The organism is Curtobacterium sp. MCSS17_015 (genome assembly GCF_003234265.2).
Lineage (GTDB): Bacteria > Actinomycetota > Actinomycetes > Actinomycetales > Microbacteriaceae > Curtobacterium.
Genome location: NZ_CP126256.1, coordinates 1,682,286 through 1,708,345, shown reverse-complemented (window position 1 = coordinate 1,708,345; position 26,060 = coordinate 1,682,286). Strand labels below are relative to the sequence as shown.

Sequence of the window (26,060 nt, the reverse complement as noted above, 5' to 3'; positions counted from 1 at the left end):
GCGTGCGCCCCGGGGCCGCGGAACCCCACCCCGAAGAACGTAAGGAATGATGCCGTGCCGTTGACTGCCGAGGTGAAGGACGAACTGGCCAGGGTCGTCGTCAACCGGAACACGGTCCGCGCCGCCGAGCTCGCGACCGTGCTCCGGTTCGCGGGGGGCCTGCACGTCATCTCCGGCCGGATCGCCGTCGAGGTCGAGCTCGACACCCGGATCATCGTGCACCGCGTCCGGAAGGACCTCGCCGAGCTGTACGGCGTGCGGAGCGAGGCCTCGGTCGGGTCGACCGCGTCGTCGCGGCGCGGGACCCGGTACCTCGTCCGCGTCCTCGAGGCCGGTGAGACCCTGGCCCGCCAGACCGGGCTCATGGACGCCCGGCGGCGTCCGGTGCGCGGGCTGCCGAACCGCCTGACGACCGGCACCCGCGAGGACCTCGCCGCCATCTGGCGTGGCGCGTTCCTCGCCTCCGGCACCCTGACCGACCCGGGTCGTGCCGCAGCGCTCGAGGTGACCTGCCCCGGCAACGAAGCGGCGATGGCGCTCGTCGGCGCTGCCTCCCGCCTCGGCATCGCCGCGAAGGGCCGCGAGGTCCGTGGGGTCCACCGGGTCGTCATCCGCGACGGCGAGGCCATCGGACAGATGCTCACCGCGATGGGCGCCGCCCGGACGACGGCCGACTGGGAGGAGATGCGCCAGCGCCGGGAGGTCCGTGCCACCGCCAACCGCCTCGTGAACTTCGACGACGCGAACCTGCGTCGTTCGGCGCAGGCCGCGGTCGCCGCGTGCGCCCGGGTCGAGCGGGCGCTGGAGATCCTCGGCGACGAGGTCCCCGACCACCTGCAGTACGCCGGCACCCTGCGGCTCGAGCACCGCGACGCGTCGCTGGACGAGCTCGGCCAGCACGCCGACCCGCCCATGACGAAGGACGCCATCGCCGGTCGGATCCGCCGACTGCTGGCGATGGCCGACAAGCGTGCCGCCGACCTCGGCGTCCCCGGCACCGAGGCGAGCGTGCCCGAGGAACTCGAAGGGGCCTGACCGACTCGTCCCCTCCGGACCCCCGCGGCCACTGCGCGCCGACCCGCCCCGGGTCGGCGTCATGCAGGTGGTCCGTGGGGGTCCGACTGCTAGGGTCGTGAGGGCGACGTCACGGGCGTATCGTCCACGACACGTGGGCCGGCCGTCGTCCCCGACGACACCTCCACACTCCGAAAAGCAGTGCCTCCCCGAGGCGCTCCACACCCAACAGGAGAACCATTGACCGTCAAGATCGGTATCAACGGCTTCGGCCGGATCGGCCGTAACTTCTTCCGCGCCGCTCTGGCCAAGGGCAGCGACCTCGAGATCGTGGCGGTGAACGACCTCACCGACAACGCCGCGCTCGCGAACCTGCTCAAGTACGACTCGATCACCGGCAAGCTCGGCGTCTCCGTCGAGCTCGACGGCGACAACATCGTCGTCGACGGCAAGGCCATCAAGGTCCTCGCCGAGCGCGACCCCGCCAACCTCCCCTGGGGCGAACTGGGCGTCGACATCGTCATCGAGTCCACGGGCTTCTTCACCAAGGCCGCCGATGCGCAGAAGCACATCGACGCCGGTGCCAAGAAGGTCATCATCTCCGCCCCGGCGACCGGTGACGACGTCACCATCGTCCTCGGCGTGAACGAGGACACTTACGACGCGGCGAACCACCACATCATCTCCAACGCCTCGTGCACCACGAACAGCCTCGCGCCGCTCGCCAAGGTGTTCCACGACGCGTTCGGCATCGAGCGCGGTCTCATGACCACGGTCCACGCCTACACCGCCGACCAGAACCTGCAGGACGGCCCGCACAAGGACCCGCGTCGTGCCCGTGCCGCGGCCCTGAACATCGTCCCGACCTCCACGGGTGCGGCGAAGGCCATCGGCCTGGTCCTCCCGGAGCTCGCCGGCAAGCTCGACGGCTTCGCGCTCCGCGTGCCGGTCCCGACCGGTTCGATCACGGACCTCACGCTCGAGACCAAGTCGGACGTCACGGTCGACGAGATCAACGCCGTCTACAAGGCCGCCGCCGAGGGCCCGCTGAAGGGCATCCTGCTCTACAGCGAGGACCCGCTGGTGTCGACCGACATCACGACGGACCCGCACTCCTCGATCTACGACTCCGGCCTGACCAAGGTCATGGGCAACCTCGTCAAGATCACCTCGTGGTACGACAACGAGTGGGGCTACTCGAACCGCCTGGTCGACCTGACCGAGTTCGTGGGCGAGAAGCTCTGACCTGATGGCTCTCCGCACCCTCGAGGACCTCGGCGACCTCGCCGGCAAGCGTGTCGTCGTCCGCTGTGACCTGAACGTCCCGCTCAAGGACGGCACGATCACGGACGACGGCCGTGTGCGCGCGTCGTTGACCACGCTCAACACGTTGATCACCGCCGGCGCGCGCGTGATCGTCGTGTCGCACCTCGGCCGACCCGACGGCACACCGACGCCGGAGTACTCGCTCGCGCCGGTCGCCCAGCGGCTGTCCGAACTGCTGGCCAAGCCGGTGGCGTTCGTCGGCGAGACCGTCGGCGACGAAGCGACCGCGGCCGCCGAGGCCCTCGAGGACGGTGACGTCCTGCTGCTCGAGAACCTCCGGTTCAACCCGGAGGAGACCTCGAAGGACGCCGCCGAACGCGGAGCCTTCGCCGACCGCATCGCAGCGCTCGGGGACGCCTTCGTCTCCGACGGGTTCGGTGTCGTGCACCGCAAGCAGGCTTCGGTCTACGAGCTGGCATCGGCCCTCCCGAGTGCCGCCGGTCAGCTCATCGAGCAGGAGCTCACGGTGCTCGAGCGCCTGACCGAGGAACCCGAGCGGCCCTACACCGTCGTCCTCGGCGGCTCGAAGGTCAGCGACAAGCTCGGGGTCATCGACCACCTGCTGCCGCGCGTCGACACCATCTGCATCGGTGGCGGCATGCTCTTCACCTTCCTCGCGGCCCAGGGCCACGGGGTGGGGAAGTCGCTGCTCGAGCAGGACCAGCTGGACACCGTCCGGGAGTACCTGTCGCGAGCGAGCGAGCTCGGCGTGACCATCGACCTGCCGACCGACGTCGTGGTGGCCTCCGGCTTCGCCACCGACGCCGAGCACGAGACGGTGGCCGCCGACGCCATCGAGTCCTCGTCGTTCGGAGCGGACGGCATCGGGCTCGACATCGGCCCGGAGACGGCGGAGCGGTTCGCCGCAGCGGTGTCCTCGTCGAAGACCGTGTTCTGGAACGGCCCGATGGGCGTGTTCGAGTTCCCGGCCTTCGCCGCGGGCACGAAGACCGTCGCGCAGGCGCTCACCGAGGTCGACGGCCTCGGCGTCGTCGGCGGTGGTGACTCGGCAGCCGCCGTCCGGTCTCTCGGCTTCGCCGACGACCAGTTCGGCCACATCTCCACCGGTGGTGGGGCGAGCCTCGAGTTCCTCGAGGGCAAGTCGCTCCCCGGCCTCGAAGCGCTGGGGTGGTCCGCATGACCCGCACGCCGCTCATCGCGGGCAACTGGAAGATGAACCTGGACCACCTCCAGGCCATCGCCACCGTCCAGAAACTCGCGTGGACCCTGAAGGACGCCCGTCACGACCACGCCGACGTCGAGGTCGCGGTGTTCCCGCCCTTCACGGACCTGCGGAGCGTGCAGACGCTCATCTCCGCCGACAAGCTGCCCATCGCGTTCGGCGCCCAGGACCTGTCGCAGTACGACTCCGGTGCCTACACCGGTGACGTCTCGGGCGCGTTCCTCGCCGCACTCGACGCGAAGTACGTGATCGTCGGCCACTCCGAGCGTCGCACCATGCACGGTGAGACCGACGAGATCGTGGCCGCCAAGACCGCAGCTGCCGTGAAGCACGGGCTGGTGCCGGTCGTCTGCGTCGGGGAGACGGGCGAACAGCGTGAGCAGCGCGGCGCCGGGGTCGTCCCGGTCGAGCAGTTGCAGGTCGTCCTCGCTGCCGTGCAGCCGGCCGAGATCGTCGTGGCGTACGAGCCGGTGTGGGCCATCGGCTCCGGCCAGGCGGCCACGGCGGAGCAGGCGCAGGACGAGTGTGCTGCCCTGCGTCGCGGCATCGCTGCTGCCTGGGGTGACCAGGCCGCTGCCGACACGCGCGTCCTGTACGGCGGATCGGTGAAGTCGGGCAACATCGCGGGCTTCCTCCGTGAGCCCGACGTCGACGGCGCGCTCGTCGGTGGCGCGTCCCTCGACGTGCAGGAGTTCGCCGCCATCGCGCGGTTCCAGCAGCACGTCGGTCTGTAGACCAGCACCGCCGAGGCGCGACGGGCACCGCCCGTCGCGCCTCGTGCTGTGCCCCTCCCGCACCGCTCAACCCGCCCGGTTCCCGAGCGCGCGCCGCGCGACCGGTATACTCGGATGGCTGACTGACACGAAAGGTACGTCGTGGCGATACTCTCCGTCGTGCTGCAGGTCCTGCTCGCGATCACGAGCCTCCTGCTCACGCTCCTCATCCTCCTGCACAAGGGTCGCGGTGGCGGCCTCTCCGACATGTTCGGCGGTGGTGTGACGAGCAACCTCGGGGCATCCGGCGTCGCCGAGCGCAACCTGAACCGCATCACCGTGATCCTCGGGCTCCTCTGGATCTCGAGCATCATCGTGCTCGGTCTCATCAACAAGTTCACGGCAGGGAGCTGACATGGCATCCGGAGGAAGCGCCATCCGCGGGTCGCGTGTGGGCGCAGGCCCGATGGGCGAACAGGACCGCGGGGTCCAGGCCGAACGCGTCGCGATCTCCTACTGGGACGCGATGGGCAACGAGGTCGTACGGTACTTCGCCGCGAACCTCCCCGACGAGGAGATCCCCGAGACGGTCGACTCCCCGTCCACGGGTCTCCCGGCCGGCCGCGACAAGGAGAACCCGCCGCAGGTCGCCAAGACCGAGCCGTACAAGACGCACCTGGCGTACGTGAAGGAACGGCGTACCGAGGAAGAGGCAGCGCAGCTCCTCGAGGACGCACTGCAGCAGCTCCGCCAGCGCCGCGGTACCGCCGCCAAGTAGCGCTCGACGTCCGAAGGCCCCCGCACCGTTGGTGCGGGGGCCTTCGTCATGGGTCAGGTCGTCAGCCCTGCGCGCGCGGTCGGGTGACACGTCCGGCGGGTCTCCCACGGCCGACGCCGGGCGCAGACAGACGGGAGGCGCGGTGCCAGCTGGCACCGCGCCTCCCGTCCGTGAGTGATCGCGTCTAGTAGGTCGACGCGATGAGGTTCTCCGGAACGTCGCGCGCGGCGTCCTGGTCGACGAAGAAGACGGTGCGCTTCCGGCCCTGCACACCACCGACCGGTACCTCGTCCACCGCGGCACCCGCCAGGGCGAGCCCGAGCACGGACGCCTTCTCGGCGCCGGAGAGGATGACCCAGACCCGCTGCGACGCGTTGATCACCGGGTAGGTGAGCGTCAGGCGCTGGGCTGGCGGCTTGGGGGAGTCGTCCACGGACACGACCATGCGGTCGGTGACGCGCAGCTGCGGGAACTCCGGGAACAGCGACGCCGTGTGGCCGTCCGGTCCGACGCCGAGGAGCGTGATGTCGAACCGCGGTGCATCGGCGGAGTCCGGCGCGGCGTCGTGCAGCTCGCGCTCGTAATGGTCCGCGGCCTCGTCGATCGTCAGACCGGCGTCGGACGCGGCCATGGGGTGGATGTTCTCGACCGGGATGCTGACGTGGTCGAGGAAGTCGGTCTGCGTACCGGCGTCGTTGCGGTCGGCGTCACCCGCGGGCACCCAGCGCTCGTCGACCCACCAGACGTGCACCTTCGACCAGTCGACGCTCTCCTGCGCCTGCGATTGCCCGATCGCCGCGAGCACCAGGGTCGAGACCGAGCCACCGCTGATCGCGATGTCGGCCCGCCCCTGCTCGTCGAGCACGTCGATGATCTTCGTGATGAAGCGTGCGGCGACGGAGGCGCCGAGGGCCTGCTTGTCGGGGTGCACCAGCACCCGCCGTTCGTTGGTCACGTGACTCCCGTGTTCGTGATGCGGCCACCCATGTGACCGCGGTCGGTCCGGCCGGCCGTCCGGCCCGCCCGACCTGACGGGCAGGGCGGGGGAGGACGGACGGTCGGACCGTGGCGGTGGTCAGCCCGCGATGCGTTCGCGGAGCTTGGCCACCCCGTGCTTGACGACGTCTCCGAAGAGGACGTCCGGGTCGAGTCTACGGAGTTCCTCGGCCAGGCAGTCGCGCAGGTTCCGGCGCGGCAACGACAGGTCGTGCGTCGGTTGCCCCGGCATCGACAGGGTCGCGACGTCGACCAGGGAACGCTCGAGTTCGATCGTGCCGGAGTCGCGCAAGAGCTTCACGCCGTGGATGCCGCTCGAGCCCGTCGCCCGCGGTGAGGTGGTGACCTCCACGGGGACCTTGAGCTGGAGGCCGAGCCACGCGGCGAGGAGCACCGTCGACGGGCTGTCGAACGCACCGGAGACCTCGACCGCGGTGATCGGCTCGAACGGCGGCTGGTCGAGCGCGGCCGCCAGCTGGTTCCGCCACAGCGTGAGGCGCGTCCAGGCGAAGTCCGTGTCACCGGGCGCGTAGGAGTCCGCGAGCGCCATGATCGCGGCGTTCGGGTCCTTCTGCGCCGCGGCGTCGGTGATCCGCCGCTGGGCGATCCGGCCGAGCGGCGAGACCGACGGCTTCTCCGGCGCGGCTTCCGGCCACCAGGCGACGACGGGCGCGTCGGGGAGGAGCAGTCCGGTGACCAGGCTCTCCTCGTCCGCAGCGGTCTCGCCGTAGGCGCGGAGGACGATGACCTCGCTGGCGCCCGCGTCGCTGCCGACGCGGATCTGCGCGTCGAGACGACCGGGGGACGCGACATCACCCTCGTTCTTCGACACGATGACGACGCGCATCGGGTGCTCGCGGGACGCCTGGTTGGCGGCCTCGATGGCCTCTTCCTCGCGACCGAGGGCGGTCGAGACGATGAGGGTGAGCACGCGGCCGAGAGCGACGGCCCCGCCCTCCTCGCGGATGTGCACCAGGGTCTTCTGGATCTTCGAGACCGTGGTGTTCGGCAGGTCGATCTTCATGGACGCCTCCAGGTCCGACCGTCGCGGGCGAGGAGTTCGTCGGCCGATGCCGGACCCCACGTGCCAGGACGGTACTGTTCGGGCTGGCCCTGTGTCCGCCAGAACTCCTCGATCGGGTCGAGGATCTTCCAGGACAGCTCGACCTCCTGGTGCCGCGGGAACAGCGGCGGGTCACCGAGGAGCACGTCGAGGATGAGCCGTTCGTAGGCCTCGGGGGAGGCCTCGGTGAACGCGTGGCCGTAGCCGAAGTCCATCGTGACGTCGCGGACCTGCGTCCCGACGCCCGGGACCTTCGAGCCGAAGCGGAGCGTGACGCCCTCGTCCGGCTGCACGCGGATGACGAGCGCGTTCTGACCGAGCGGTGACTGTTCGATGCCGAACACGTCCTCGGGGACGCGCTTGAACACGATCGCGATCTCGGTGACGCGGCGGCCGAGACGCTTGCCGGCCCGCAGGTAGAAGGGCACGCCCTGCCAGCGGCGGGTCGCGATGTCGAGGCGGATCGCGGCGTAGGTCTCCGTCGTGGACTCGGGGTTCATGCCCGCTTCCTCGAGGAACCCGAGCACCTTCTCGCCGCCCTGCCAGCCGCCGGCGTACTGCCCGCGGGCGGTCGCCGTGGACAGGTCCTCCGGCAGCCGGACCGCCGAGAGCACCTTCTCCTTCTCGGCGCGGAGGTGTCCGGCCTTGAACGAGACCGGCTCCTCCATCGCCGTGAGGGCGAGGAGTTGCAGCAGGTGGTTCTGGATGACGTCGCGTGCCGCACCGATGCCGTCGTAGTACGCGGCCCGACCGGCGACGCCGATGTCCTCGGCCATCGTGATCTGCACGTGGTCGACGTAGTTCGAGTTCCAGATGGGTTCGTACATCTGGTTCGCGAACCGGAGCGTCAGGAGGTTCTGGACGGTCTCCTTGCCGAGGTAGTGGTCGATGCGGAAGACGTCGTCCGGCGCGAAGACGCTCTCGACGATCGCGTTGAGTTCGCGGGCGGTCCGCAGGTCGGAGCCGAAGGGCTTCTCGACCACGACCCGGCTCCACGACCCGTCACGCTTCTCGGTGAGCCCGGAGAGCTTGAGCTGCTCGGTGACGACCGGGAACATCTTCGGCGGGATCGAGAGGTAGAAGGCGTGGTTGCCGAGCGTCCCACGCTCGGCGTCGAGGGTGTCGACGGTCTCCTTGAGGAGCGCGAACGCCTCGGGGTCGTCGAACGACCCCTGGACGAAGCGGATCCCCTGCTCGAGCTGACGCCAGACGTCCTCGTCGAACGGGGTCCGCGAGTGCTCCTTGACGGCGTCGTGGACGAGCTGGGAGAAGTCCTGGTCCTCCCAGTCGCGCCGAGCGAACCCGACCAGCGCGAAGCCCGGGGGCAGGAGCCCCCGGTTCGCGAGGTCGTAGACCGCGGGCATCAACTTCTTCCGGGAGAGGTCTCCCGTGACGCCGAAGATGATGAGGGTGCTGGGACCCGCGATCCGGTTCAGTCGACGGTCCGTGGGCAACCGGAGCGGGTTGTGCTCCGGGGTGATCGCCACCGGTGACATGTCGGTGAACTCCTTTGATCAGGTGGTGAGTGCGGCCGTGATGACCGATGCCGCCGCCGGGAGGTCCCGGGTCGACAGGGTCAGCACCGGGCGACCGTGCTCCGCGAGGACACTCGCGTCGCCGGCGGCCTGGGCCCGGAGGAGTCGGCCGAACGTGAACGGGCGGCCGGGGACGGCGAGGTCGTCCTGCTCGTCGGAGACGATCTGCAGGAACACGCCGTTCGCGGGGCCGCCCTTGTGGTACTGGCCCGTCGAGTGCAGGAACCGGGGTCCGTACCCGAAGGTGGCGGGGCGGCCCGTGCGCGTGGCGAGGAGGTCGCGGAGGGCCTCCAGGTCGTGGTCCGCGGTGCGGTCCACGTACGCGTGCACCGCGACGTACCCGTCCGGACCGAGAGCGGCCAGGAGGCTCGACACGGCCTGGGTGAGGGTCGCTCCGGGCTCGAGTCCACCGGTCGCGGAGACGGCGATGCCGTCCTCGTCGAACGCGGGGACGACGTCCGCGGAGGAGGTGCCGTCGAGCAGGGCGCGAGCGGCGACCTTGGCGGCCTCGACGTCGGGCTGGTCGAACGGGTTGATCCCGAGCAGACGCCCGGCGACCGCGACGGCGTACTCCCACACGAGGAACTGGCCGCCGAGCGTGCCGGTGATCTCGACTTCGCCGGCGGCGACGTGCCGCTCGTCGTCCCGCGAGCCGACGAGCCGGACGATCTGCATGTCGGTCAGGCCTGCGGTGACCTCGGGGGAGTCGACGTCGAGGACGACGGGGAGGAGTCCGCGGCCGTCCTTGCCGGTCGACTCGGCGATGAGCTGCTCGGCCCAGTCGCCGAAGCCGAGGATGTGGGTGCCGTCCGCGACGATGCCGATCTTGTCCCGCAGGGGAGCGGTACCGGCGAGGACGGCGCCGAGCACCAGCCCGGGGTTCTCGTCGGTGTCGACGGCGAGCAGCACGCTGATCGCGTCGGCCTCGTCGAGGAGTTCGGCGATGTCGGCGCCCGCGAGCCCGGCCGGGACCAGCCCGAAGGCCGTCAGCGCGGAGTAGCGGCCGCCCACCGTCGGGTCGGCGGTGAAGACGCGGTACCCGGCCTGCCGCGCGGACGACTCGAGCGCTGAGCCCGGATCGGTCACGACGACGACGCGTCCGGCCGGGTCGATGCCGGCGTCCTGGAACGCCTGCTCGAACACCCGGCGCTGTGCGTCGGTCTCGAGGGTGGAGCCCGACTTCGACGAGACGACGAGCACGGTGCGCTCGAGCTCGGTCAGCGCGGCGCGGACCTGCGCGGGGTCGGTCGAGTCGAGGACGACCAGGGGGACACCGGCGGTGCGGGCGATGACCTCCGGAGCGAGGGACGAGCCGCCCATGCCCGCGAGCACGACCCGGTCGACGCCCTCCGCGAGCAGCTGCTCGCGGAGCGCGGCGACCTCGGCGACGAGCGGACGGGAGACGGAGACCGCCTCCACCCAGCCGAGACGCTTCGACGCCTCGACCTCGGCGTCCGGACCCCAGAGAGCGGCGTCCTGTGCCGTGATCCCGGACGCCACCAGGTCGGTGACGAGGCGCGGGACCACCGTGTCGATGGCCCGCGCCGCGTCACCGCTGGCGGCGATGGAGACGGTCACTCCTACTTGGCGTTCTCGAGTGCGGTCTTCACGGTGTCGACGAGCTCACCCCAGGAGACGTTGAACTTGTCGACGGCCTCCTTCTCGAGGAGCGCGACGACGTCGTCGTAGTCGACACCGACGGCGGCGAGCTGGTCCATGACCTGGTTCGCGTCGTCGAAGGTGCCGGCGATGGCGTCGCCGTGGACCTCGCCGTGGTCGAAGGTCGCCTCGAGGGTCTTGCCCGGCATGGTGTTGACGGTGTTCGGGGCGGCGAGCTCGGTCACGTAGAGCGTGTCGGGCAGCGACGGGTCCTTGACACCGGTCGAGGCCCACAGCGGGCGCTGCGTGTTGGCGCCGGACTCGAGCAGGCCGAGCGCGCGCTCGGTCGCGAAGGCCTGGGTCCAGACCTGGTAGGCGAGCTGCGCGTTGGCGATGCCGGCCTTGGACTTGAGCGCGGTGGCCTCGTCGGTGCCGATCGTGTCGAGACGCTTGTCGATCTCGGAGTCGACACGCGACACGAAGAACGATGCGACCGAGTGAATCTTGGAGAGGTCGTGGCCGGCGGCCTTGGCCTTCTCGAGCCCGCCGAGGTAGGCGTCGATCACGGCGCGGTAGCGCTCGAGCGAGAAGATCAGGGTGACGTTGACCGAGATGCCCGCACCGATGACCTCGGTGATGGCCTCGAGGCCGTCGACCGTGGCCGGGATCTTGATGAGGACGTTCTCCTTGCCGACCTTGTCGAACAGGAACTTCGCCTGCTCGATGGTCTTCGCCGTGTCGTGGGCGAGACCCGGCTCGACCTCGATCGACACGCGGCCGTCGAAGCCCTTCGTGGACGCGTAGAGCGGAGCGAAGACGTCGCAGGCGTTCGCGACGTCCTGCGTGGTGATCTCGAAGATCGCGTTCGTCACGTCGGTGCCGGCGGCGGCCAGCTCCTTGACCTGCGCGTCGTAACGCTCGCCCTTGGCGAGGGCCGAGGCGAAGATCGTCGGGTTGGTCGTGACGCCGACGACGTTGCGGTCGGCGATGAGGTTCTCGAGACGACCGGTCTCGAGGAGCTCACGGGAGAGGTCGTCGAGCCAGATGCTCACGCCGACGGCGGAGAGGGCTTCGGTGGGAGTGGTGTCAGTCATTCGCTTCTTCTCTTCTTCGTTTCGTTCGTCGGCCGCTGGGGCCGGGGTCTGTGCGGGGGCGTGCCCCCGGGACGGGAGGTCCGTGGCGGAGTCGCTGCGGGCCTCCCGTGCGGAAGGGCCGGGCCCGGATGTCCGGACCCGGCCCAGGGGGTCAGGATGCTGCTGCGATCGATTCCTTGGCGGCCGAGATCACGTGCTCGGTGGTGAAGCCGAACTCCTCGAACAGCTTCTGGTAGTCGGCCGAGGCACCGAAGTGCTCGATCGACACGCTGCGGCCGGCGTCCCCGACGATGTCGCGCCAGCTCATCGCGATGCCGGCCTCGACGGAGACGCGCGCCTTGACGGCCTTCGGCAGGACCGACTCGCGGTACGCCTCGTCCTGCTCGTGGAACCACTCGAGCGACGGAGCCGAGACGACGCGGGCGTTGATGCCCTCGCCCTTGAGCTGCTCACGCGCGTCGAGCGCGATCTGCACCTCGGACCCGGTGCCGATGAGGATGACGTCCGGCGTGCCGTTCGGGGCTTCGGCCAGGACGTAGGCGCCCTTGGCGACGTTCTTCGCGGAGGCGAGCGTCTCGCCGGAGGCGTCGCTCTCCCCACGCTCGAAGACCGGGAGGTTCTGGCGGCTCAGCGCGATGCCGGCCGGGCGGTCCTGGTGCTTGAGCATCTCGAGCCAGGCGTACGCGACCTCGTTGGCGTCCGCGGGGCGGACGACGTCGAGACCCGGGATCGCGCGGAGCGAGCTGATCTGCTCGATCGGCTGGTGCGTCGGGCCGTCCTCGCCGAGGGCGATGGAGTCGTGCGTCCAGACGTAGATCGCCGGCGCCTTCATGAGCGCGGCGAGACGGACCGCCGGACGCATGTAGTCGCTGAAGATGAGGAACGTGCCGCCGAAGGGACGGGTGTTCCCGTGCAGGACGATGCCGTTGAGGATCGAGCCCATGGCGTGCTCGCGGATGCCGAAGTGCAGGACGCGGCCGAACGGGTCGGTGGTCCAGGTCTTCGTCGTGGCCTCGGCCGGACCGAAGGACTTGCCGTCCTCGATCGTGGTGAGGTTCGACTCGGCGAGGTCGGCCGACCCACCCCAGAACTCGGGCATGAGCGGCGCGATGGCGTTGATGACCTTGCCGGAGGCGGCACGGGTCGAGACGGCCTTCTCGGAGGTGAAGACCGGCAGCGCGGCCTCGAGGCCCTCCGGGAGCTCCTTCGCCTGGACGCGGTCGAACAGCGCCTTCTTGTCGGCGTTGGCAGCGGCCCACGCGTCGAACGACTTCTGCCACTCGGCGTGCTCGGCCTGGCCCTTGGCGATCGCGCCGCGGGTGTAGTCGAGGACCTCGGGGTCGACGTCGAAGGTCTTGTCGGGGTCGAAGCCGAGGACCTCCTTGAGGCCCTTCAGCTCGTCGGCACCGAGCGCGGAGCCGTGGATCTTGCCGGAGTTCTGCTTGGTCGGCGACGGCCAACCGATGATCGTCTTGAGGACGATGAGCGACGGCTTGTCGTGGACCTGCTTGGCGGCCTCGACGGCGGCGTGGAGCGCTTCGGCGTCCTCGCTGTACTCACCGGTCTTCTTCCAGTCGACGACCTGGACGTGCCAGCCGAGCGCCTCGTAGCGCGCGTGGACGTCCTCGGAGAACGCGATGTCGGTGTCGTCCTCGATCGAGATCTGGTTCGAGTCGTAGAACGCGATGAGGTTGCCGAGCTGCTGGCGACCGGCGAGGCTCGCGGCCTCGTTGGTCACGCCCTCCTGCATGTCGCCGTCGCCGGCGATCACGTAGGTGTAGTGGTCGAACGGCGACTGGCCGGCCGGGGTCTCCGGGTCGAACAGGCCGCGCTCGAAGCGCTGCGCGTAGGCGAAGCCCACGGAGGACGCGAGGCCCTGGCCGAGCGGACCGGTGGTGATCTCGACGCCGTCGGTGTGGCCGTACTCCGGGTGCCCCGGGGTCTTCGAGCCCCACTTGCGCAGGTGCTGCAGGTCATCGAGCTCGAGGCCGTAGCCGTGCAGGTAGAACTGCACGTACTGCAGGATCGAGGCGTGGCCAGCCGAGAGGATGAAGCGGTCGCGGCCGATCCACGTGGAGTCGCTCGGGTCGCGACGCATCACCTTCTGGAAGAGGAGGTGAGCCAGCGGCGCGAGGCTCATCGCGGTGCCGGGGTGACCGTTGCCGGCCGCCTCGACAGAGTCGGCGGCGAGGACGCGGGCCGTGTCGACGGCCTTCCGGTCGATGGCGTCCCAGGTGAATTCAGCCACTTGGATGTTGACCCTTCATTGATGCGACATGTGCGAGGGCTCGTGCCATCGCACGGACATGTTGCCGACCCGGGGCTCCGTCGCGGTGCCGTTGCCGGCAGCCGACCGGCTCGAACGCGGCCGACGTCATCGGGGCACGCTGCGGGAGGGCCTCTCCAGCATAGTGAACCGGCACTCAGAAGGTGTCCAGGCGACCGGCGGGGCTCGATGACGATCCCGTGGTCGGACGACCTCCGGGCGTGTCCGACTCGGCCGTCGATCGGGGTCCCGACGGGGGAGCGGACGGGATGTCCGGATCGGGGTGGACAGCGGCGGGACATCGTCGTGGCGCCGTCCATCGCGTAAACTGCAGGAAGACCGCGACCATTCCGCGGACACGCATGCCCCGACGCCGACGGTGACGTCCACCCGAGTGTGCGAACTGCAGCGAAACAGACTGAGGTTCCCTTGCCGACTGCCACCGTGACCAGGCCAGACACCGTTCGTCGGTCGATGCTGTCCCGCAAGGTCCGGGCGTACGTCTCACTCACCAAGCCGCGCGTCATGGAGCTCCTGCTCGTGACGACGGCGCCCACGATGTTCCTGGCCGAACGCGGCGTGCCCGACCTGTGGCTCGTCTTCTGGACGATGCTCGGCGGCGCGATGTCCGCTGGTTCGGCGTCGGCCTTCAACTGCTACATCGACCGTGACATCGACCGCCTGATGAAGCGGACGAGCACCCGGCCGCTCGTGACCGGTGAGCTCTCCGACCGCGAGGCGCTGGTGTTCTCGTGGGTGCTCGGCATCGCGTCCACGGTCGTCCTCGTCGTCTTCGTGAACTGGCTCGCTGCGGCCCTCAGCATCGCCGCGATCCTCATCTACGTGTTCGTCTACACGCTCTGGCTCAAGCGCCGCACCCCGCAGAACATCGTCTGGGGCGGTTCGGCCGGGTGCATGCCCGTGCTCATCGGGTGGGCCGCCGTCACCGGGTCGCTGACCTGGGCGCCGGTGATCCTCTTCATGGTGATCTTCCTCTGGACGCCGCCGCACTACTGGCCGCTGTCGATGAAGTACCGCGACGACTACGACGCCGCCGACGTGCCGATGCTCGCCGTCGTCCGTGGTCGCACCGTGGTGGGTCTGCAGGTCGTGCTGTACGCCTGGGCCACCCTGGTGTGCTCGCTGCTCCTCGTCCCCGTCGCGAACATGGGACCGCTGTACACGGTCGTCGCGCTGGCCGCCGGCATCTGGTTCGTGGTCGAGTCACACCTGCTCTACAACCGGGCGATCCAGCACATGGAGCAGGTGCAGCCGATGCGCGTCTTCCGCAGCTCGATCACCTACCTGACGCTGCTCTTCATCGCGGTGGGCATCGACCCGTTGCTGCCGCAGGTGTTCACCTTTTCGATCTGACGCGTCTCGTCCGACGACGGGCCCGGTCTCTCCACGTGGAGACCGGGCCCGCCGTCGTCGTGGTGCCGCCGGCGGGGGACGCCCGTGCCGCGCTCCTTCCGCCGAGGACGCGGGGCGCCTCCGGACGGGAGGCGTGGGACGCGGTGCCGGGTCGAGCCTCCCGTCCGGCCGCGGTACCGCACCCGGCGGCCACCCGCGAGGTGACGCTTCAGCGTGGGACACGGAGCGGGCGCAACGAGACGCCCGAGGCGCAGATGGACCCGACGGGCTCGTGCGGACAGCCGTTCGTCCGCCGGAGCGACGGCGTCGGTCGACCAACGGTGGGTGGGCTGGTGCGGACGCCTGGGCGTCAGTCCGGAACGGCGGTGTCGACGGAGGCACCACCGACGGTCTCACGGGCGGCCGCCGGAGCGTTCCGACACGCCCGCTCGACTCAGGCGCGGACGGCGTCCCGACCCGCGCTGGAACGGGTCGACAGGACCACCGCGGTCATGGCCGCCACGAGGAGTCCGGCGAGCACCATGTGCGCGCCGACGAGGCCGACGGGCAGACCGGTCTTCGCCTGCGTGAGCCCGACGGCGATCTGGACGAACTCGACCACGAGCAGCAGGAGCACCGCGCGGCTCGACATCCGCATCCGGACGGCGCTGACCACCAGGACGAGCGTGAGGGCGAAGGTGGCGTAGGCCGGGATCGCGTGCAGGTGCTGCAGGAGTTCCGTGTCGAAGCCCGTCCGGTGCAGGGCGCCGCCGTCCACGCGCTCGCTCGCGCCGGCGTGGGGCCCGCTGCCGGTGGTGAGGATGCCGACGAGCACGGTCAGTGCGACGGCGACCACGGTGCCCCGGACGACCCCGAGGTACCAGGGCGGGACGATCCGGTCGCGGAGACGGGGGCCGTTGACCGAGCGGACGACGAGTGCCGCGGTGACGCTCGTGAGCACGGCGGACACGACGAAGTGCAATCCCACGACGTACGGGTTGAGGTTCGTGATGACCGAGATGCCGCCGATGACGGCCTGTGCCGGGATCGCCGCACCCTGGGCGAAGGCGAGCCAGAACAGCTCGGGCCGGCTCCGACGCATGCGGACCACGGCCAGGAACATCGCGATCGCGACGATGACCAACACGAAGGTGAGCAGACGGTTGCCGAACTCGATCACCCCGTGGATGCCCATCTCCGGCGTCGACACCAGGGAATCGGTCGTGCACTTCGGCCACGTCGGGCAACCGAGCCCCGATGCCGTCAGCCGTACCAGGCCACCGGTGCCGATGAGCACGACCTCGACCACGAAGGACGCCCAGGCGAGGACGACGACACGGCGGTCGACGGCCCGCGGCAGGGACCACCAGCGGGTCGGGGTCCGGACGTCCTGCTCGACGGGAGGTGCGACGCGAGTCACGAGGGTGGTGCCTTCCTGTTGTTCCGGGCCCTGGACCTGTAGGATTCGAGGGTTCAGCAGCAGTCAAGTCTAGGCAGGCGCCGGCTCCGAATGGGCCGAGATCGCCGATCGATGCCGGCGCTGCGTGCAAGCATCGACGTTGCGAGGCAGCAACACCCGGTCCGCCGTGTCGGCGGCCCGCGGTGGAATGGTGTCCGACACCACCGGGTTGTACCGGAGACGCTGTTGCGAGAAGGAAACGAGGAGACCATGTCCGACGTGCTCATCGACCGTCCCGAGCTCGAAGGGCTCGGCCAGTACGAATTCGGCTGGGCCGACTCCGACGTGGCTGGCGCCTCCGCGCGCCGAGGCCTGTCGGAAGAAGTCGTCACCGACATCTCCGAGCGCAAGGGCGAACCGGAGTGGATGCGAGCGAACCGCCTCAAGGCGCTCAAGCTCTTCGACCGCAAGCCCATGCCGTCCTGGGGTGCCGACCTGTCGGACATCGACTTCGACAACATCAAGTACTTCGTGAAGTCGACGGAGCAGCAGGCGCAGTCGTGGGAGGACCTCCCCGAGGACATCCGCGCGACCTACGAGCGTCTGGGCATCCCGGAAGCCGAGCGTCAGCGCCTGGTCGCCGGTGTCGCCGCGCAGTACGAGTCCGAGGTCGTCTACCACCAGATCCGCGAGGACCTGGAGCAGCAGGGCGTCATCTTCATGGACACCGACACGGCGCTGCGTGAGCACCCGGAGCTGTTCGAGGAGTACTTCGGCACCGTGATCCCGGCCGGCGACAACAAGTTCGCCGCCCTGAACACGGCCGTGTGGTCCGGCGGCTCGTTCGTCTACGTCCCGAAGGGCGTGCACGTCGAGATCCCGCTCCAGGCCTACTTCCGCATCAACACCGAGAACATGGGCCAGTTCGAGCGCACGCTGATCATCGCGGACGAGGACTCCTACATCCACTACATCGAGGGCTGCACCGCCCCGATCTACAAGTCGGACTCCCTGCACTCGGCCGTCGTCGAGATCATCGTGAAGAAGAACGCCCGCGTTCGGTACACGACGATCCAGAACTGGTCGAACAACGTCTACAACCTCGTGACCAAGCGTGCGATCGCGCACGAGGGCGCGACGATGGAGTGGATCGACGGCAACATCGGGTCCAAGGTCACGATGAAGTACCCGTCGATCTACCTCGCCGGTGAGCACGCCAAGGGCGAGACCCTGTCCGTCGCCTTCGCCGGCCCGGGGCAGCACCAGGACGCCGGCGCGAAGATGATCCACATGGCGCCGTACACGACGTCCTCGATCGTCTCGAAGTCGATCGCACGCGGTGGCGGCCGCGCCGGCTACCGCGGCGAGGTCCGCGTGGACCCGGCGGCGCACCACTCGGCCAACACGGTCCGCTGCGACGCCCTGCTCGTCGACACCGTCTCGCGGAGCGACACCTACCCGGCGATCGACATCCGCGTCGACGACGTGCAGCTCGGCCACGAGGCCACCGTCTCCCGCGTCAGCGAGGAGCAGCTGTTCTACCTCATGTCCCGCGGCATGCCCGAGGACGAGGCCATGGCGATGATCGTGCGCGGGTTCATCGAGCCGATCGCCCGCGAACTCCCGATGGAGTACGCACTCGAACTCAACAAGCTCATCGAGATGAGCATGGAAGGATCCGTCGGCTAGATGTCCAGCACCACCCCTCCTCCCCACATCGACCAGCCGACGGAGCCCGCGAGCACGCTCACGTCGGGCGGTACGGACCAGCACGGCGCCCGGGCGCACTCCGACGGCGGCTGGGACACCAAGGTGCCGGTGCAGACGCGTTCCGAGCGGTTCCGCTCGGGTGACGTCGACGCCTTCCCCGCCGTCACCGGCCGAGAGGTCAACTGGAAGTTCGCGCCGCTCGACAAGATCTGGCCGCTCCTCGAGAGCGCGTTGGACGGGTCGGCGTACCCCTTCCTCGCGACGCAGTCCGCCGGCGCCGACGTCGAGTGGGGTCGCAGCGACGACCCCCGCGTCGGTGGTGCCGGCCTGCCGGAGGACCGGGCGGCAGCTGCTGCCTGGAGCGCTCGGGACGCCGTCCTCGCGATCACCGTGAAGGCCACGGACGAGCACGAGTTCATCACCGTGACCCGGTCGGACTTCGGCACCCAGCCACGCGCCGCCCACACCGTGATCACGGCGGAACAGCACGCCGAGGGCATCGTCGTGATCGACAACCGTGGGTCGGCGCTCCTCAGCGAGAACCTCGAGGTCGTCGTGCAGGACGGTGCGCGTCTGACCGTCGTCACCGTGCAGGACTGGGACGACGACGCCGTGCACGTGTCCACCCACTTCGCCGAGGTCGGGCGTGACGCCTTCCTCAAGCACGTCGTGGTCTCGCTCGGCGGCGACGTCGTCCGCGTGAACCCGTCCACGCACCTCGGCGCACCGGGTGCCGACGCGGAGATGTACGGCGTGTACTTCGCTGACGCGGGGCAGTACATCGAGCAGCAGGTCTACGTCGACCACGACGCTCCGAACACCCGGAGCCGGGTCAACTACAAGGGCGCGCTGCAGGGCGACGGCGCGCACACCGTCTGGATCGGTGACGTCCTGATCGGGCGGACCGCTCCGGGGACGGACTCGTACGAGCAGAACCGCAACCTCGTGCTGACCGACGGCACCCGCGCGGACAGCATCCCGAACCTCGAGATCGAGACCGGCGACATCGAGGGTGCCGGGCACGCCAGTGCCACCGGTCGCTTCGACGACGAGCAGCTGTTCTACCTGCAGGCCCGCGGGATCCCCGAGGAAGAGGCCCGCCGCCTCGTCGTCCTGGGGTTCCTGGTCGAGGTCATCCAGAAGATCGGGGCCCCGGCGCTCGAGGAACGACTCATCGCGGCGGTCGAGCAGGAGCTCGCCGAGGGCCGGACGGTCCTGGCCGGGCCTGCAGCCGACCTCGTCGGTGTCGAGTCCACGGGGACCGACACCTGATGGCCGAGAAGGTCTGTGCCGAGGCCGACATCGCGGTCGACAGCCCGATGCGTGTCGTCGTCGACGGCACCGCGGTTGCCATCGTGAAGGACTCGGCCGGCACGGTGCACGCGATCGGCGACACCTGCACCCACGGAGAGATCTCGCTGTCCGAGGGCTTCGTCGAGGACGACTCGTTGGAGTGCTGGGCGCACGGCTCGCAGTTCTCGTTGACGACGGGCAAGCCGAAGAACTTCCCGGCGTACGAGCCGGTCCCGGTCTTCCGGGTCGAGGTCCGCGACGGCGACGTCTACGTCGACGTGCACGACCCCGTCCCCGTCGACTGACCCGTCCACTTCTTCCGCGGCTGACGCCGCACCACAGCCACGACCGAAGGAACGCAATGTCCACTCTCGAAATCCGTGACCTGCAGGTCTCGATCGACACCGACCAGGGCACCAAGGAGATCCTCAAGGGCGTCGACCTGACGATCAACGAGGGCGAGATCCACGCGATCATGGGCCCGAACGGGTCCGGCAAGTCCACGCTCGCCTACACGATCGCCGGTCACCCGCGGTACCACGTGACCGGCGGTTCGATCACGCTCGACGGCGAGGACGTCCTCGCCATGAGCGTCGACGAGCGGGCGCGCGCGGGCATGTTCCTCGCCATGCAGTACCCGGTCGAGATCCCCGGCGTGACGGTGTCGAACTTCCTCCGGACGGCGAAGACGGCGATCGACGGTGAGGCGCCGGCGCTCCGCGGGTGGGTCAAGGACCTCCGGACGTCGATGGCGGACCTCAAGATGGACCCGTCGTTCGCAGAGCGCAACGTCAACGAGGGCTTCTCCGGCGGCGAGAAGAAGCGCCACGAGATCATGCAGCTCGAGCTCCTCAAGCCGAAGTTCGCCGTGCTCGACGAGACCGACTCCGGCCTCGACGTCGACGCGCTGAAGATCGTCTCCGAGGGCGTCAACCGCGCCAAGGCGGCCACCGGCCTCGGCGTGCTGCTGATCACGCACTACACGCGCATCCTCCGCTACATCACGCCCGACTTCGTGCACGTGTTCGTCGCGGGCAAGGTCGCCGAGCAGGGTGGACCGGAGTTGGCCGAGCGCCTCGAGAACGAGGGCTACGACCGCTACGTGCAGGCCGCGGCTGCGGCCACGGCGGAGTGACGATGATCACCACACTCGCCCCCGAGAAGTTCGACGAGGTCGTCGAGGGCCTCAAGGAGGTCCAGGACCCGGAACTCGGCGTCAACATCGTCGACCTGGGACTCATCTACGACCTGGCCTGGGACGACGAGGCGAGCGCGCTCATCATCAGCATGACGCTGACGAGCGCCGGCTGCCCGTTGACCGACGTCATCGAGAACGACACCGCGAATGCCCTCGACGGCATCGTCGACGCGTTCCGCATCAACTGGGTCTGGATGCCACCGTGGGGTCCGGAGCGGATCACCGACGACGGTCGCGAGATGATGCGGGCGCTCGGGTTCTCGATCTAGCCCACGCCACCACACGACGGACGGGAGGCCCGGTACCAGTGGGTACCGGGCCTCCCGTCCGTCGTCCCGCGTGCGCCTGCGTCACGTGGTCGGGGTCGGGCACGCCTGGCGCGTGTGCCGGGTGGGGAGTGGACAGGGACGCCCAGCACGCACGAGGGCCCCGCAGCCTGTCGGTGCGGGGCCCTCGTGCGAGCGTGCGGGGTCAGCGGCGGCCGACGGCCGTCCAGATCAGGGGCAGCACGCCCGCGGCGATGAGCGCCTTGGCGATGCCACCGACGATGAACGGGTACAGGCCCGCCGCCAGGACCGCCTGCAGGTCGTTCGGGAGGCCGAGCTGACCGAGCGCGACGGCGAGGTAGGGCAGCCCGGTCACGAACGGCACCGCGCTGGCGAGCGTGAACGCGACCACGGCGCGTCCCACCTTGCGGTCCCAGTTGCGGCGGGCGAGCCAGCCGATGAGCCCCGCGGCGGGGATGAAGCCGATGACGTAGCCGAAGCTCGGCAGGGTGAGGGCCTGCAGGCCGCCCTGCGCGTCGGCGAAGAACGGGGCACCGGCGAGTCCGACGATCGCGTAGACGAGCATCGAGAGCACACCGCGGCGAGCTCCGAGGGTCGCGCCGACGAGGACGACGGCCAGGGTCTGACCGGTGACGGGGACCGGCCACATCGGGACCTCGACCTGCGCGAGCGCGGCGGTGAACAGCGCGCCTCCGGCGACGAGCGCGGCATCGGTGGCGAGGCCGTGCGTCCGCAGACGGTCGGCGAGGACTGCGCGGGGAGCGAACCCGGTGGCGTTCGTCATGGATTCTCCTAGAATGGACTGCTGGTCCGTTTCGGACCATCGGTCCCGTCAGCGTAGCGGTGCACCTCCCGCACACACCGTTGTGCACATCCACCAACTGATTGGACGACCTCTGTGCTTGCCGTGCACGACCTCGAGATCCGCGTCGGGGCTCGCCTCCTGATGGAGAACGTGTCCTTCCGCGTCGAGCGGGGTGACAAGATCGGCCTCGTCGGCCGGAACGGCGCCGGGAAGACCACCATGACCAAGGCACTGGCGGGGGAGAGCACTCCCACCGGTGGCAAGATCGACCGATCCGGCGAGATCGGCTACCTGCCGCAGGACCCGCGGTCCGGGAATCCCGAGGACACCGCTCGGAAGCGCATCCTCGACGCCCGCGGCCTCGGAGAACTGGTCGACGGCATCCGCAAGGCGACGCTCGACATGGCCAGCGAGGACCCGGTCGTCGCCGAGAAGGCGATGAAGCGGTACTCCCGCCTGGACGACGAGTTCAACGCGCTGGGGGGCTACGCGGCCGAGGCCGAGGCGGCGTCGATCGCCTCCAACCTCAAGCTGCCGGACCGGATCCTCGACCAGCAGCTGAAGACCCTGTCCGGTGGACAGCGCCGCCGCATCGAGCTCGCGCGCATCCTGTTCTCCGACGCGGACACGATGATCCTCGACGAGCCGACGAACCACCTCGACGCCGACTCGGTGGTGTGGCTCCGGGAGCACCTCAAGACCTACGCCGGCGGCGTCATCGTCATCTCCCACGACGTCGAACTCGTCGACGAGGTCGTGAACCGCGTGTTCTACCTCGACGCGAACCGTCAGACGATCGACATCTACAACATGGGCTGGAAGCTGTACCAGCGGCAGCGCGTCGCCGACGAGGAGCGCCGCCGCAAGGAACGCGCCAACGCCGAGAAGAAGGCCGCGACGCTGAAGGACCAGGCCGCGCGCTTCGGTGCGAAGGCGTCGAAGGCCGCGGCGGCGCACCAGATGGTCGCGCGAGCCGACAAGCTGCTCGCCGGCCTCGAGGACGAGCGCGTCGCCGACCGGGTCGCCAAGCTGCGCTTCCCGACGCCGGTCGCCTGCGGGCGCACCCCGCTCATGGCCGAGGGGCTGTCGAAGTCCTACGGGTCGCTCGAGATCTTCGCCGGCGTCGACCTGGCGATCGACCGCGGCTCGCGCGTCGTCATCCTCGGCTTCAACGGTGCCGGCAAGACGACGCTGCTCCGCATCCTCGCGGGCGCGGACCAGCCGGACACGGGCGAAGTGCAGCCCGGGCACGGCCTGCGCATCGGCTACTACGCCCAGGAGCACGAGAACATCGACGTCAACCGGACCGTCATCGAGAACATGGTGTCGGCGTCGACGGAGCTCAACGAGACCGAGGCCCGACGCGTCCTCGGGTCGTTCCTGTTCACCGGTGACGACGGCTACAAGAAGGCCGGGGTCCTCTCCGGTGGCGAGAAGACCCGCCTGTCACTGGCGATGATCGTCGTGTCCGGCGCGAACGTGCTCCTCCTCGACGAGCCGACGAACAACCTCGACCCGGCGTCGCGCGAGGAGATCCTCGGTGCGCTGGCCGGCTACGAGGGCGCCGTCGTCCTCGTCTCGCACGACGCGGGTGCCGTCGAGGCGCTCAACCCGGAGCGTGTCCTGCTGCTCCCGGACGGCACCGAGGACCACTGGAACAAGGAGTACGCGGAGCTCATCGAGCTCGCGTAGGCCGTCAGGCCGACGGACGGGAGGCCCGTGGCGACACCGCCACGGGCCTCCCGTCCGTTCGCTCCGTCGGGCGCTCCGTCAGCGTCGTCCGCCGATCAGCGCCGCGACTCGAGCAGTTCGTCCTCGACCTCGGCGTCGGACTTCGGCTTGGCGTCCTTGCGCCGCTGCCGGTCGAGGGCGCGCTCGCGTTCCTCGGGGTCGTCCTGGTTGAGGTTCCGGTACTCCTGCACCATCACGTAGGCGAGGAAGCCGAACCCGCCGATCGCGAAGAGGAACCACTGGATGAAGTAACTGAGGTGCAGGCCGGTGTCGGCGCTCGGCCGCTCCCAGCCCAGCGGTCGTGCCTCGGTCGGAGCGGGGGACTCGCTGTCGAGCTGGCCGTACGCGCCGGTCCAGATCGGGTGCCCCGCCTTGTCGGCGACGTCGGCGAGGGTGACGGACTGCACCTGGTCGGAGTCCGCCGGGTCGCTGCGCCCGGGGATGCGCGGCTCGGACTCCTGCAGCCGGACCACGACGGTGACGGTGCCGCTCGGGGGAGCCGGGACACTGTCGGGGCTGTCCTGACGGTTGCCGGTCGGCACCCACCCCCGGTCGACGACGAACGCGCGGCCGTCAGCGGTGACGAGCGGTGTGAGGACCTCGAAGCCGGGCTGACCGTTGTGCACCCGGTTCCGGACGAGCAGCTGGTGGTCGGCGTCGTACCGGCCGGTGACGCTGACACGCAGCCACGTGAGGTCGTCGCTCCAGGTACCGGCACGGGGCAGGACGCCGTCGACCGGGACGGGGGCGTGGTCGTAGTTGGCGGCGATCTGGGCGTTCTGGCGGACGGCTTCGTTGCGACGGTCCCACTGCCACATGCCGAACAGCGCGCACACGATCGCGAACGCGACGGCGATGGCGAAGTAGCCGAGCCATCGACGGCTCCGGACGAACCCCCAGCCGACGACCCGGTCGTCAGGGTGTCGTCCGACGGTGGTGTCGGAGTCGTCGTCGCGCGCAGCGGCCCGGCGGAGTCGCTCCGCGTGACGACGACCGTACCGGGAACCGGGGTCGAAGCCGTCCGTCATCGCCCCTCACCCGCGACGCGGGCGGCGGAGTCGTCGAGGGCTTCGACGTCCTCGTCGATGCCCGTGACGCGGACGGGGAAGGAGCGCGACCGGAGGTAGTCGGCGAGGAAACCGCAGTGCTCGTCGCAGGCAGCCCAGATCTTCACGCGGTCGGCGGCGTGGATGCGTGGATTGCGCCAGTTCACCCGCCACGCGGCCGTCGACCTGCACCCGGCACGTGAGCAGATCGGCGTCGCGCCGGGTTCGGTGAACAGGTCGAACGTCGCTCCCATCAGCGGCGGCTGCCGTTCCTGGTCGGCCAGACGCGGGAGCGGTCGCCGTTCCGCTGCCAGTCCTCCTGTGCCCGCTGCGCCTCGTCGCGGAGACGCTCCTGCTCGGAGCGGTACGCCTGGGCCCTGGCTTCCTCCTGCTCGTCGCGGATCCGTGGGTCGACCGCGTCGTACAGCTCGATCGCCCCGCCGGGACGGACCACGTCCCCGCCGGTCCGGTTGCCGGCGTTCGCGAGCACGACCGCCACCCACGGCACGACGGCCGCGGCGAGGATCGGCACGACCGCGATCCAGGTGTGCCAGGCACTCCAGATGAGCACCGCGGCGACGAAGCAGACCACGCGGAAGGCCATCTGCCAGACGTAGCGGGAGAGGCGGTGCGCGCGGTCGATCTCGGGGTTGTCCGGGAGGGTCGTCACGTTCTGCGCGGCCATCGGACGCGCGGTGACGTGCTCCGGGGTCGAGCGCTGGAGCTGGATGCGCTGCGTGCTCTGCGTCTTGCGGTTCATGCGGTGGGGTCTCCGTCTGCCGGCCTCCAGTTTACGCCCGGGGTGCGACATCCGGGAGGCGCTGCGGGCACCGGCCGTTCGCCGGGAGCGCACCGGTAGGCTCGTGCGGGCGTGTCCGGGCCGACGTCCGGAGGTGCCAGCGACCACCAGCGAACGGAGCGACCATGACCACCCCCCGTACCGTCCTCATCACCGGCGGCAACCGCGGCATCGGCCACGCGTTGGCCGAGCGGTTCGTCGCAGCCGGTCACCGGGTCGCCGTGACGTCGCGCAGCGGTCGGGGCGGACCCGAGGGAGCACTCACGGTGCAGGCCGACATCACCGACACGGCCTCCGTCGACGCGGCGTTCTCGCAGGTGGAGGCCGCTCTCGGCCCGGTCGAGGTGCTCGTGGCGAACGCGGGCATCACGAACGACCAGCTCCTGCTCCGCATGTCGGAGGAGGACTTCACGAGCGTGGTGGACACCAACCTCACCGGCACGTTCCGCGTGGTGAAACGCGCGACGAAGGGCATGATGAAGGCCAAGTTCGGCCGCATCGTCCTGATGTCGAGTGTCGTGGGCGCGTACGGGCAGGTCGGACAGGTGAACTACGCCTCGTCCAAGGCCGCACTGGTCGGCATGGCCCGCTCGATCACGCGGGAGCTCGGCTCGCGCGGCATCACGGCCAACGTCGTGGCGCCGGGCTTCATCCAGACCGACATGACGGCAGCGCTGTCCGACGAGCTGCAGGCGGAGTTCAAGAAGGCGATCCCGGCGGCACGGTACGGCAGCGTCGACGACGTCGCGGAGGCGACGCTGTTCCTGGCCGGGGACGGTGCCGGGTACATCTCGGGCGCGGTCATCCCGGTCGACGGCGGACTCGGTATGGGGCACTGACGCACTGACGCACCGACGCGCTGACAGCCGGTC

Annotated in this window: 25 protein-coding genes; 14 read left to right on the top strand and 11 right to left on the bottom strand. The window is 69.9% G+C overall.

Annotated elements, in window-relative coordinates:
* The first annotated feature begins 54 nt into the window (after positions 1-54).
* The 6 genes from whiA (at position 55) to DEJ18_RS08040 (ending at position 5,014) form a co-directional block, all read left to right on the top strand.
* Positions 55-1,035, top strand: a complete 981-nt coding sequence (gene whiA / locus DEJ18_RS08065) for a DNA-binding protein WhiA (protein ID WP_111080752.1) — start codon at positions 55-57, stop codon at positions 1,033-1,035.
* Positions 1,036-1,254: 219 nt separating this feature from the next.
* The gene (gene gap / locus DEJ18_RS08060) at positions 1,255-2,259 is read left to right on the top strand and encodes a type I glyceraldehyde-3-phosphate dehydrogenase (RefSeq protein WP_110825025.1); all 1,005 of its coding nucleotides are present in this window, start codon (positions 1,255-1,257) and stop codon (positions 2,257-2,259) included.
* 4 nt (positions 2,260-2,263) lie between these two features.
* Positions 2,264-3,481, top strand: a complete 1,218-nt coding sequence (locus DEJ18_RS08055) for a phosphoglycerate kinase (RefSeq protein WP_111211466.1) — start codon at positions 2,264-2,266, stop codon at positions 3,479-3,481.
* A complete protein-coding gene (gene tpiA, locus DEJ18_RS08050; protein WP_111211539.1) occupies positions 3,478-4,257 on the top strand; it encodes a triose-phosphate isomerase in 780 nt (259 codons plus the stop codon). The genes DEJ18_RS08055 and tpiA overlap by 4 nt, the downstream gene beginning before the upstream one ends.
* A gap of 141 nt (positions 4,258-4,398) precedes the next feature.
* Positions 4,399-4,650 carry a preprotein translocase subunit SecG gene (gene secG / locus DEJ18_RS08045; RefSeq protein WP_110825023.1) on the top strand — a complete coding sequence of 84 codons (252 nt, stop codon included), beginning with the start codon at positions 4,399-4,401 and terminating at the stop codon, positions 4,648-4,650.
* 1 nt (position 4,651) lies between these two features.
* The gene (locus tag DEJ18_RS08040; RefSeq protein WP_110825022.1) at positions 4,652-5,014 is read left to right on the top strand and encodes an RNA polymerase-binding protein RbpA; all 363 of its coding nucleotides are present in this window, start codon (positions 4,652-4,654) and stop codon (positions 5,012-5,014) included.
* Positions 5,015-5,198: 184 nt separating this feature from the next.
* On the opposite strand, the gene pgl is transcribed toward DEJ18_RS08040, so the two are convergent.
* The 6 genes from pgl to tkt form a co-directional block, all read right to left on the bottom strand.
* The gene (pgl, locus tag DEJ18_RS08035; protein WP_111211467.1) at positions 5,199-5,969 is read right to left on the bottom strand and encodes a 6-phosphogluconolactonase; all 771 of its coding nucleotides are present in this window, start codon (positions 5,967-5,969) and stop codon (positions 5,199-5,201) included.
* A 120-nt stretch (positions 5,970-6,089) separates the two neighbouring features.
* Positions 6,090-7,034, bottom strand: coding sequence for a glucose-6-phosphate dehydrogenase assembly protein OpcA (locus DEJ18_RS08030; protein WP_111211468.1), 945 nt, complete (start codon positions 7,032-7,034; stop codon positions 6,090-6,092).
* Positions 7,031-8,569: a glucose-6-phosphate dehydrogenase gene (gene zwf / locus DEJ18_RS08025; RefSeq protein ID WP_111080756.1), complete on the bottom strand. Its 1,539-nt coding sequence runs from the start codon at positions 8,567-8,569 to the stop codon at positions 7,031-7,033. The genes DEJ18_RS08030 and zwf overlap by 4 nt, the downstream gene beginning before the upstream one ends.
* Positions 8,570-8,587: 18 nt before the next feature.
* Entirely contained in the window at positions 8,588-10,186 is a 1,599-nt protein-coding gene (locus tag DEJ18_RS08020) for a phosphoglucose isomerase-related protein (RefSeq protein WP_111211469.1), read from the bottom strand.
* Positions 10,187-10,188: 2 nt separating this feature from the next.
* Positions 10,189-11,301, bottom strand: coding sequence for a transaldolase (tal, locus tag DEJ18_RS08015; protein WP_111080758.1), 1,113 nt, complete (start codon positions 11,299-11,301; stop codon positions 10,189-10,191).
* Between the two features lie 151 nt (positions 11,302-11,452).
* Positions 11,453-13,549: a transketolase gene (gene tkt / locus DEJ18_RS08010; RefSeq protein ID WP_111211470.1), complete on the bottom strand. Its 2,097-nt coding sequence runs from the start codon at positions 13,547-13,549 to the stop codon at positions 11,453-11,455.
* A gap of 462 nt (positions 13,550-14,011) precedes the next feature.
* Here tkt and DEJ18_RS08005 point away from each other — a divergent pair, with 462 nt between their 5' ends.
* Positions 14,012-14,941 carry a heme o synthase gene (locus DEJ18_RS08005; RefSeq protein WP_181431078.1) on the top strand — a complete coding sequence of 310 codons (930 nt, stop codon included), beginning with the start codon at positions 14,012-14,014 and terminating at the stop codon, positions 14,939-14,941.
* Positions 14,942-15,374: 433 nt separating this feature from the next.
* Here the strand turns inward: DEJ18_RS08005 and DEJ18_RS08000 are convergent, their stop codons facing one another.
* The gene (locus DEJ18_RS08000) at positions 15,375-16,340 is read right to left on the bottom strand and encodes a COX15/CtaA family protein (RefSeq protein ID WP_111211471.1); all 966 of its coding nucleotides are present in this window, start codon (positions 16,338-16,340) and stop codon (positions 15,375-15,377) included.
* A 249-nt stretch (positions 16,341-16,589) separates the two neighbouring features.
* On the opposite strand from DEJ18_RS08000, the gene sufB reads away from it, so the two are divergent.
* From sufB to DEJ18_RS07975, 5 genes are read left to right on the top strand one after another with little or no spacing between them, the layout of a single operon-like run.
* Positions 16,590-18,008, top strand: coding sequence for a Fe-S cluster assembly protein SufB (sufB, locus tag DEJ18_RS07995; protein ID WP_111080762.1), 1,419 nt, complete (start codon positions 16,590-16,592; stop codon positions 18,006-18,008).
* Positions 18,009-19,301: a Fe-S cluster assembly protein SufD gene (gene sufD, locus DEJ18_RS07990; protein ID WP_111211472.1), complete on the top strand. Its 1,293-nt coding sequence runs from the start codon at positions 18,009-18,011 to the stop codon at positions 19,299-19,301.
* Complete coding sequence (locus tag DEJ18_RS07985) at positions 19,301-19,627, top strand: non-heme iron oxygenase ferredoxin subunit (protein ID WP_111080764.1); 327 nt, start codon at positions 19,301-19,303, stop codon at positions 19,625-19,627. The genes sufD and DEJ18_RS07985 overlap by 1 nt, the downstream gene beginning before the upstream one ends.
* A gap of 56 nt (positions 19,628-19,683) precedes the next feature.
* On the top strand, positions 19,684-20,457 hold the full coding sequence (gene sufC / locus DEJ18_RS07980) for a Fe-S cluster assembly ATPase SufC (RefSeq protein ID WP_111080765.1): 774 nt from the start codon (positions 19,684-19,686) through the stop codon (positions 20,455-20,457).
* 2 nt (positions 20,458-20,459) lie between these two features.
* A complete protein-coding gene (locus DEJ18_RS07975; RefSeq protein ID WP_110825214.1) occupies positions 20,460-20,789 on the top strand; it encodes a metal-sulfur cluster assembly factor in 330 nt (109 codons plus the stop codon).
* Between the two features lie 202 nt (positions 20,790-20,991).
* On the opposite strand, the gene DEJ18_RS07970 is transcribed toward DEJ18_RS07975, so the two are convergent.
* Positions 20,992-21,591, bottom strand: a complete 600-nt coding sequence (locus DEJ18_RS07970) for a biotin transporter BioY (RefSeq protein ID WP_111211473.1) — start codon at positions 21,589-21,591, stop codon at positions 20,992-20,994.
* 114 nt (positions 21,592-21,705) lie between these two features.
* On the opposite strand from DEJ18_RS07970, the gene DEJ18_RS07965 reads away from it, so the two are divergent.
* Positions 21,706-23,304, top strand: a complete 1,599-nt coding sequence (locus DEJ18_RS07965; RefSeq protein ID WP_111211474.1) for an ABC-F family ATP-binding cassette domain-containing protein — start codon at positions 21,706-21,708, stop codon at positions 23,302-23,304.
* Positions 23,305-23,399: 95 nt separating this feature from the next.
* On the opposite strand, the gene DEJ18_RS07960 is transcribed toward DEJ18_RS07965, so the two are convergent.
* The 3 genes from DEJ18_RS07960 to DEJ18_RS07950 are packed head-to-tail and all read right to left on the bottom strand — an operon-like array spanning position 23,400 to position 25,149.
* On the bottom strand, positions 23,400-24,371 hold the full coding sequence (locus DEJ18_RS07960; protein WP_111211475.1) for an SURF1 family cytochrome oxidase biogenesis protein: 972 nt from the start codon (positions 24,369-24,371) through the stop codon (positions 23,400-23,402).
* Complete coding sequence (locus DEJ18_RS07955; protein WP_111211476.1) at positions 24,368-24,643, bottom strand: hypothetical protein; 276 nt, start codon at positions 24,641-24,643, stop codon at positions 24,368-24,370. Before DEJ18_RS07955 ends, DEJ18_RS07960 begins: the two co-directional genes overlap by 4 nt.
* A complete protein-coding gene (locus DEJ18_RS07950; protein ID WP_181434283.1) occupies positions 24,643-25,149 on the bottom strand; it encodes a DUF3099 domain-containing protein in 507 nt (168 codons plus the stop codon). The genes DEJ18_RS07955 and DEJ18_RS07950 overlap by 1 nt, the downstream gene beginning before the upstream one ends.
* Positions 25,150-25,313: 164 nt before the next feature.
* Between DEJ18_RS07950 and fabG the strand changes: the two genes are divergently transcribed.
* Complete coding sequence (fabG, locus tag DEJ18_RS07945) at positions 25,314-26,027, top strand: 3-oxoacyl-ACP reductase FabG (RefSeq protein ID WP_111211478.1); 714 nt, start codon at positions 25,314-25,316, stop codon at positions 26,025-26,027.
* The last annotated feature ends 33 nt before the right edge of the window (positions 26,028-26,060 follow it).

What these genes read in the sequence shown, in the direction of transcription:
- DEJ18_RS08055 (WP_111211466.1), top strand. Translation starts at nt 2,264, where the DNA reads ATGGCTCTCCGCACCCTCGAGGACCTCGGCGACCTCGCCGGCAAGCGT.
- tpiA (WP_111211539.1), top strand. Translation starts at nt 3,478, where the DNA reads ATGACCCGCACGCCGCTCATCGCGGGCAACTGGAAGATGAACCTGGAC.
- DEJ18_RS08040 (WP_110825022.1), top strand. Translation starts at nt 4,652, where the DNA reads ATGGCATCCGGAGGAAGCGCCATCCGCGGGTCGCGTGTGGGCGCAGGC.
- DEJ18_RS08030 (WP_111211468.1), bottom strand. Translation starts at nt 7,034, where the DNA reads ATGAAGATCGACCTGCCGAACACCACGGTCTCGAAGATCCAGAAGACC.
- zwf (WP_111080756.1), bottom strand. Translation starts at nt 8,569, where the DNA reads ATGTCACCGGTGGCGATCACCCCGGAGCACAACCCGCTCCGGTTGCCC.
- tal (WP_111080758.1), bottom strand. Translation starts at nt 11,301, where the DNA reads ATGACTGACACCACTCCCACCGAAGCCCTCTCCGCCGTCGGCGTGAGC.
- sufB (WP_111080762.1), top strand. Translation starts at nt 16,590, where the DNA reads ATGTCCGACGTGCTCATCGACCGTCCCGAGCTCGAAGGGCTCGGCCAG.
- sufD (WP_111211472.1), top strand. Translation starts at nt 18,009, where the DNA reads ATGTCCAGCACCACCCCTCCTCCCCACATCGACCAGCCGACGGAGCCC.
- DEJ18_RS07985 (WP_111080764.1), top strand. Translation starts at nt 19,301, where the DNA reads ATGGCCGAGAAGGTCTGTGCCGAGGCCGACATCGCGGTCGACAGCCCG.
- sufC (WP_111080765.1), top strand. Translation starts at nt 19,684, where the DNA reads ATGTCCACTCTCGAAATCCGTGACCTGCAGGTCTCGATCGACACCGAC.
- DEJ18_RS07975 (WP_110825214.1), top strand. Translation starts at nt 20,460, where the DNA reads ATGATCACCACACTCGCCCCCGAGAAGTTCGACGAGGTCGTCGAGGGC.
- DEJ18_RS07970 (WP_111211473.1), bottom strand. Translation starts at nt 21,591, where the DNA reads ATGACGAACGCCACCGGGTTCGCTCCCCGCGCAGTCCTCGCCGACCGT.
- DEJ18_RS07960 (WP_111211475.1), bottom strand. Translation starts at nt 24,371, where the DNA reads ATGACGGACGGCTTCGACCCCGGTTCCCGGTACGGTCGTCGTCACGCG.
- DEJ18_RS07955 (WP_111211476.1), bottom strand. Translation starts at nt 24,643, where the DNA reads ATGGGAGCGACGTTCGACCTGTTCACCGAACCCGGCGCGACGCCGATC.
- DEJ18_RS07950 (WP_181434283.1), bottom strand. Translation starts at nt 25,149, where the DNA reads ATGAACCGCAAGACGCAGAGCACGCAGCGCATCCAGCTCCAGCGCTCG.
- fabG (WP_111211478.1), top strand. Translation starts at nt 25,314, where the DNA reads ATGACCACCCCCCGTACCGTCCTCATCACCGGCGGCAACCGCGGCATC.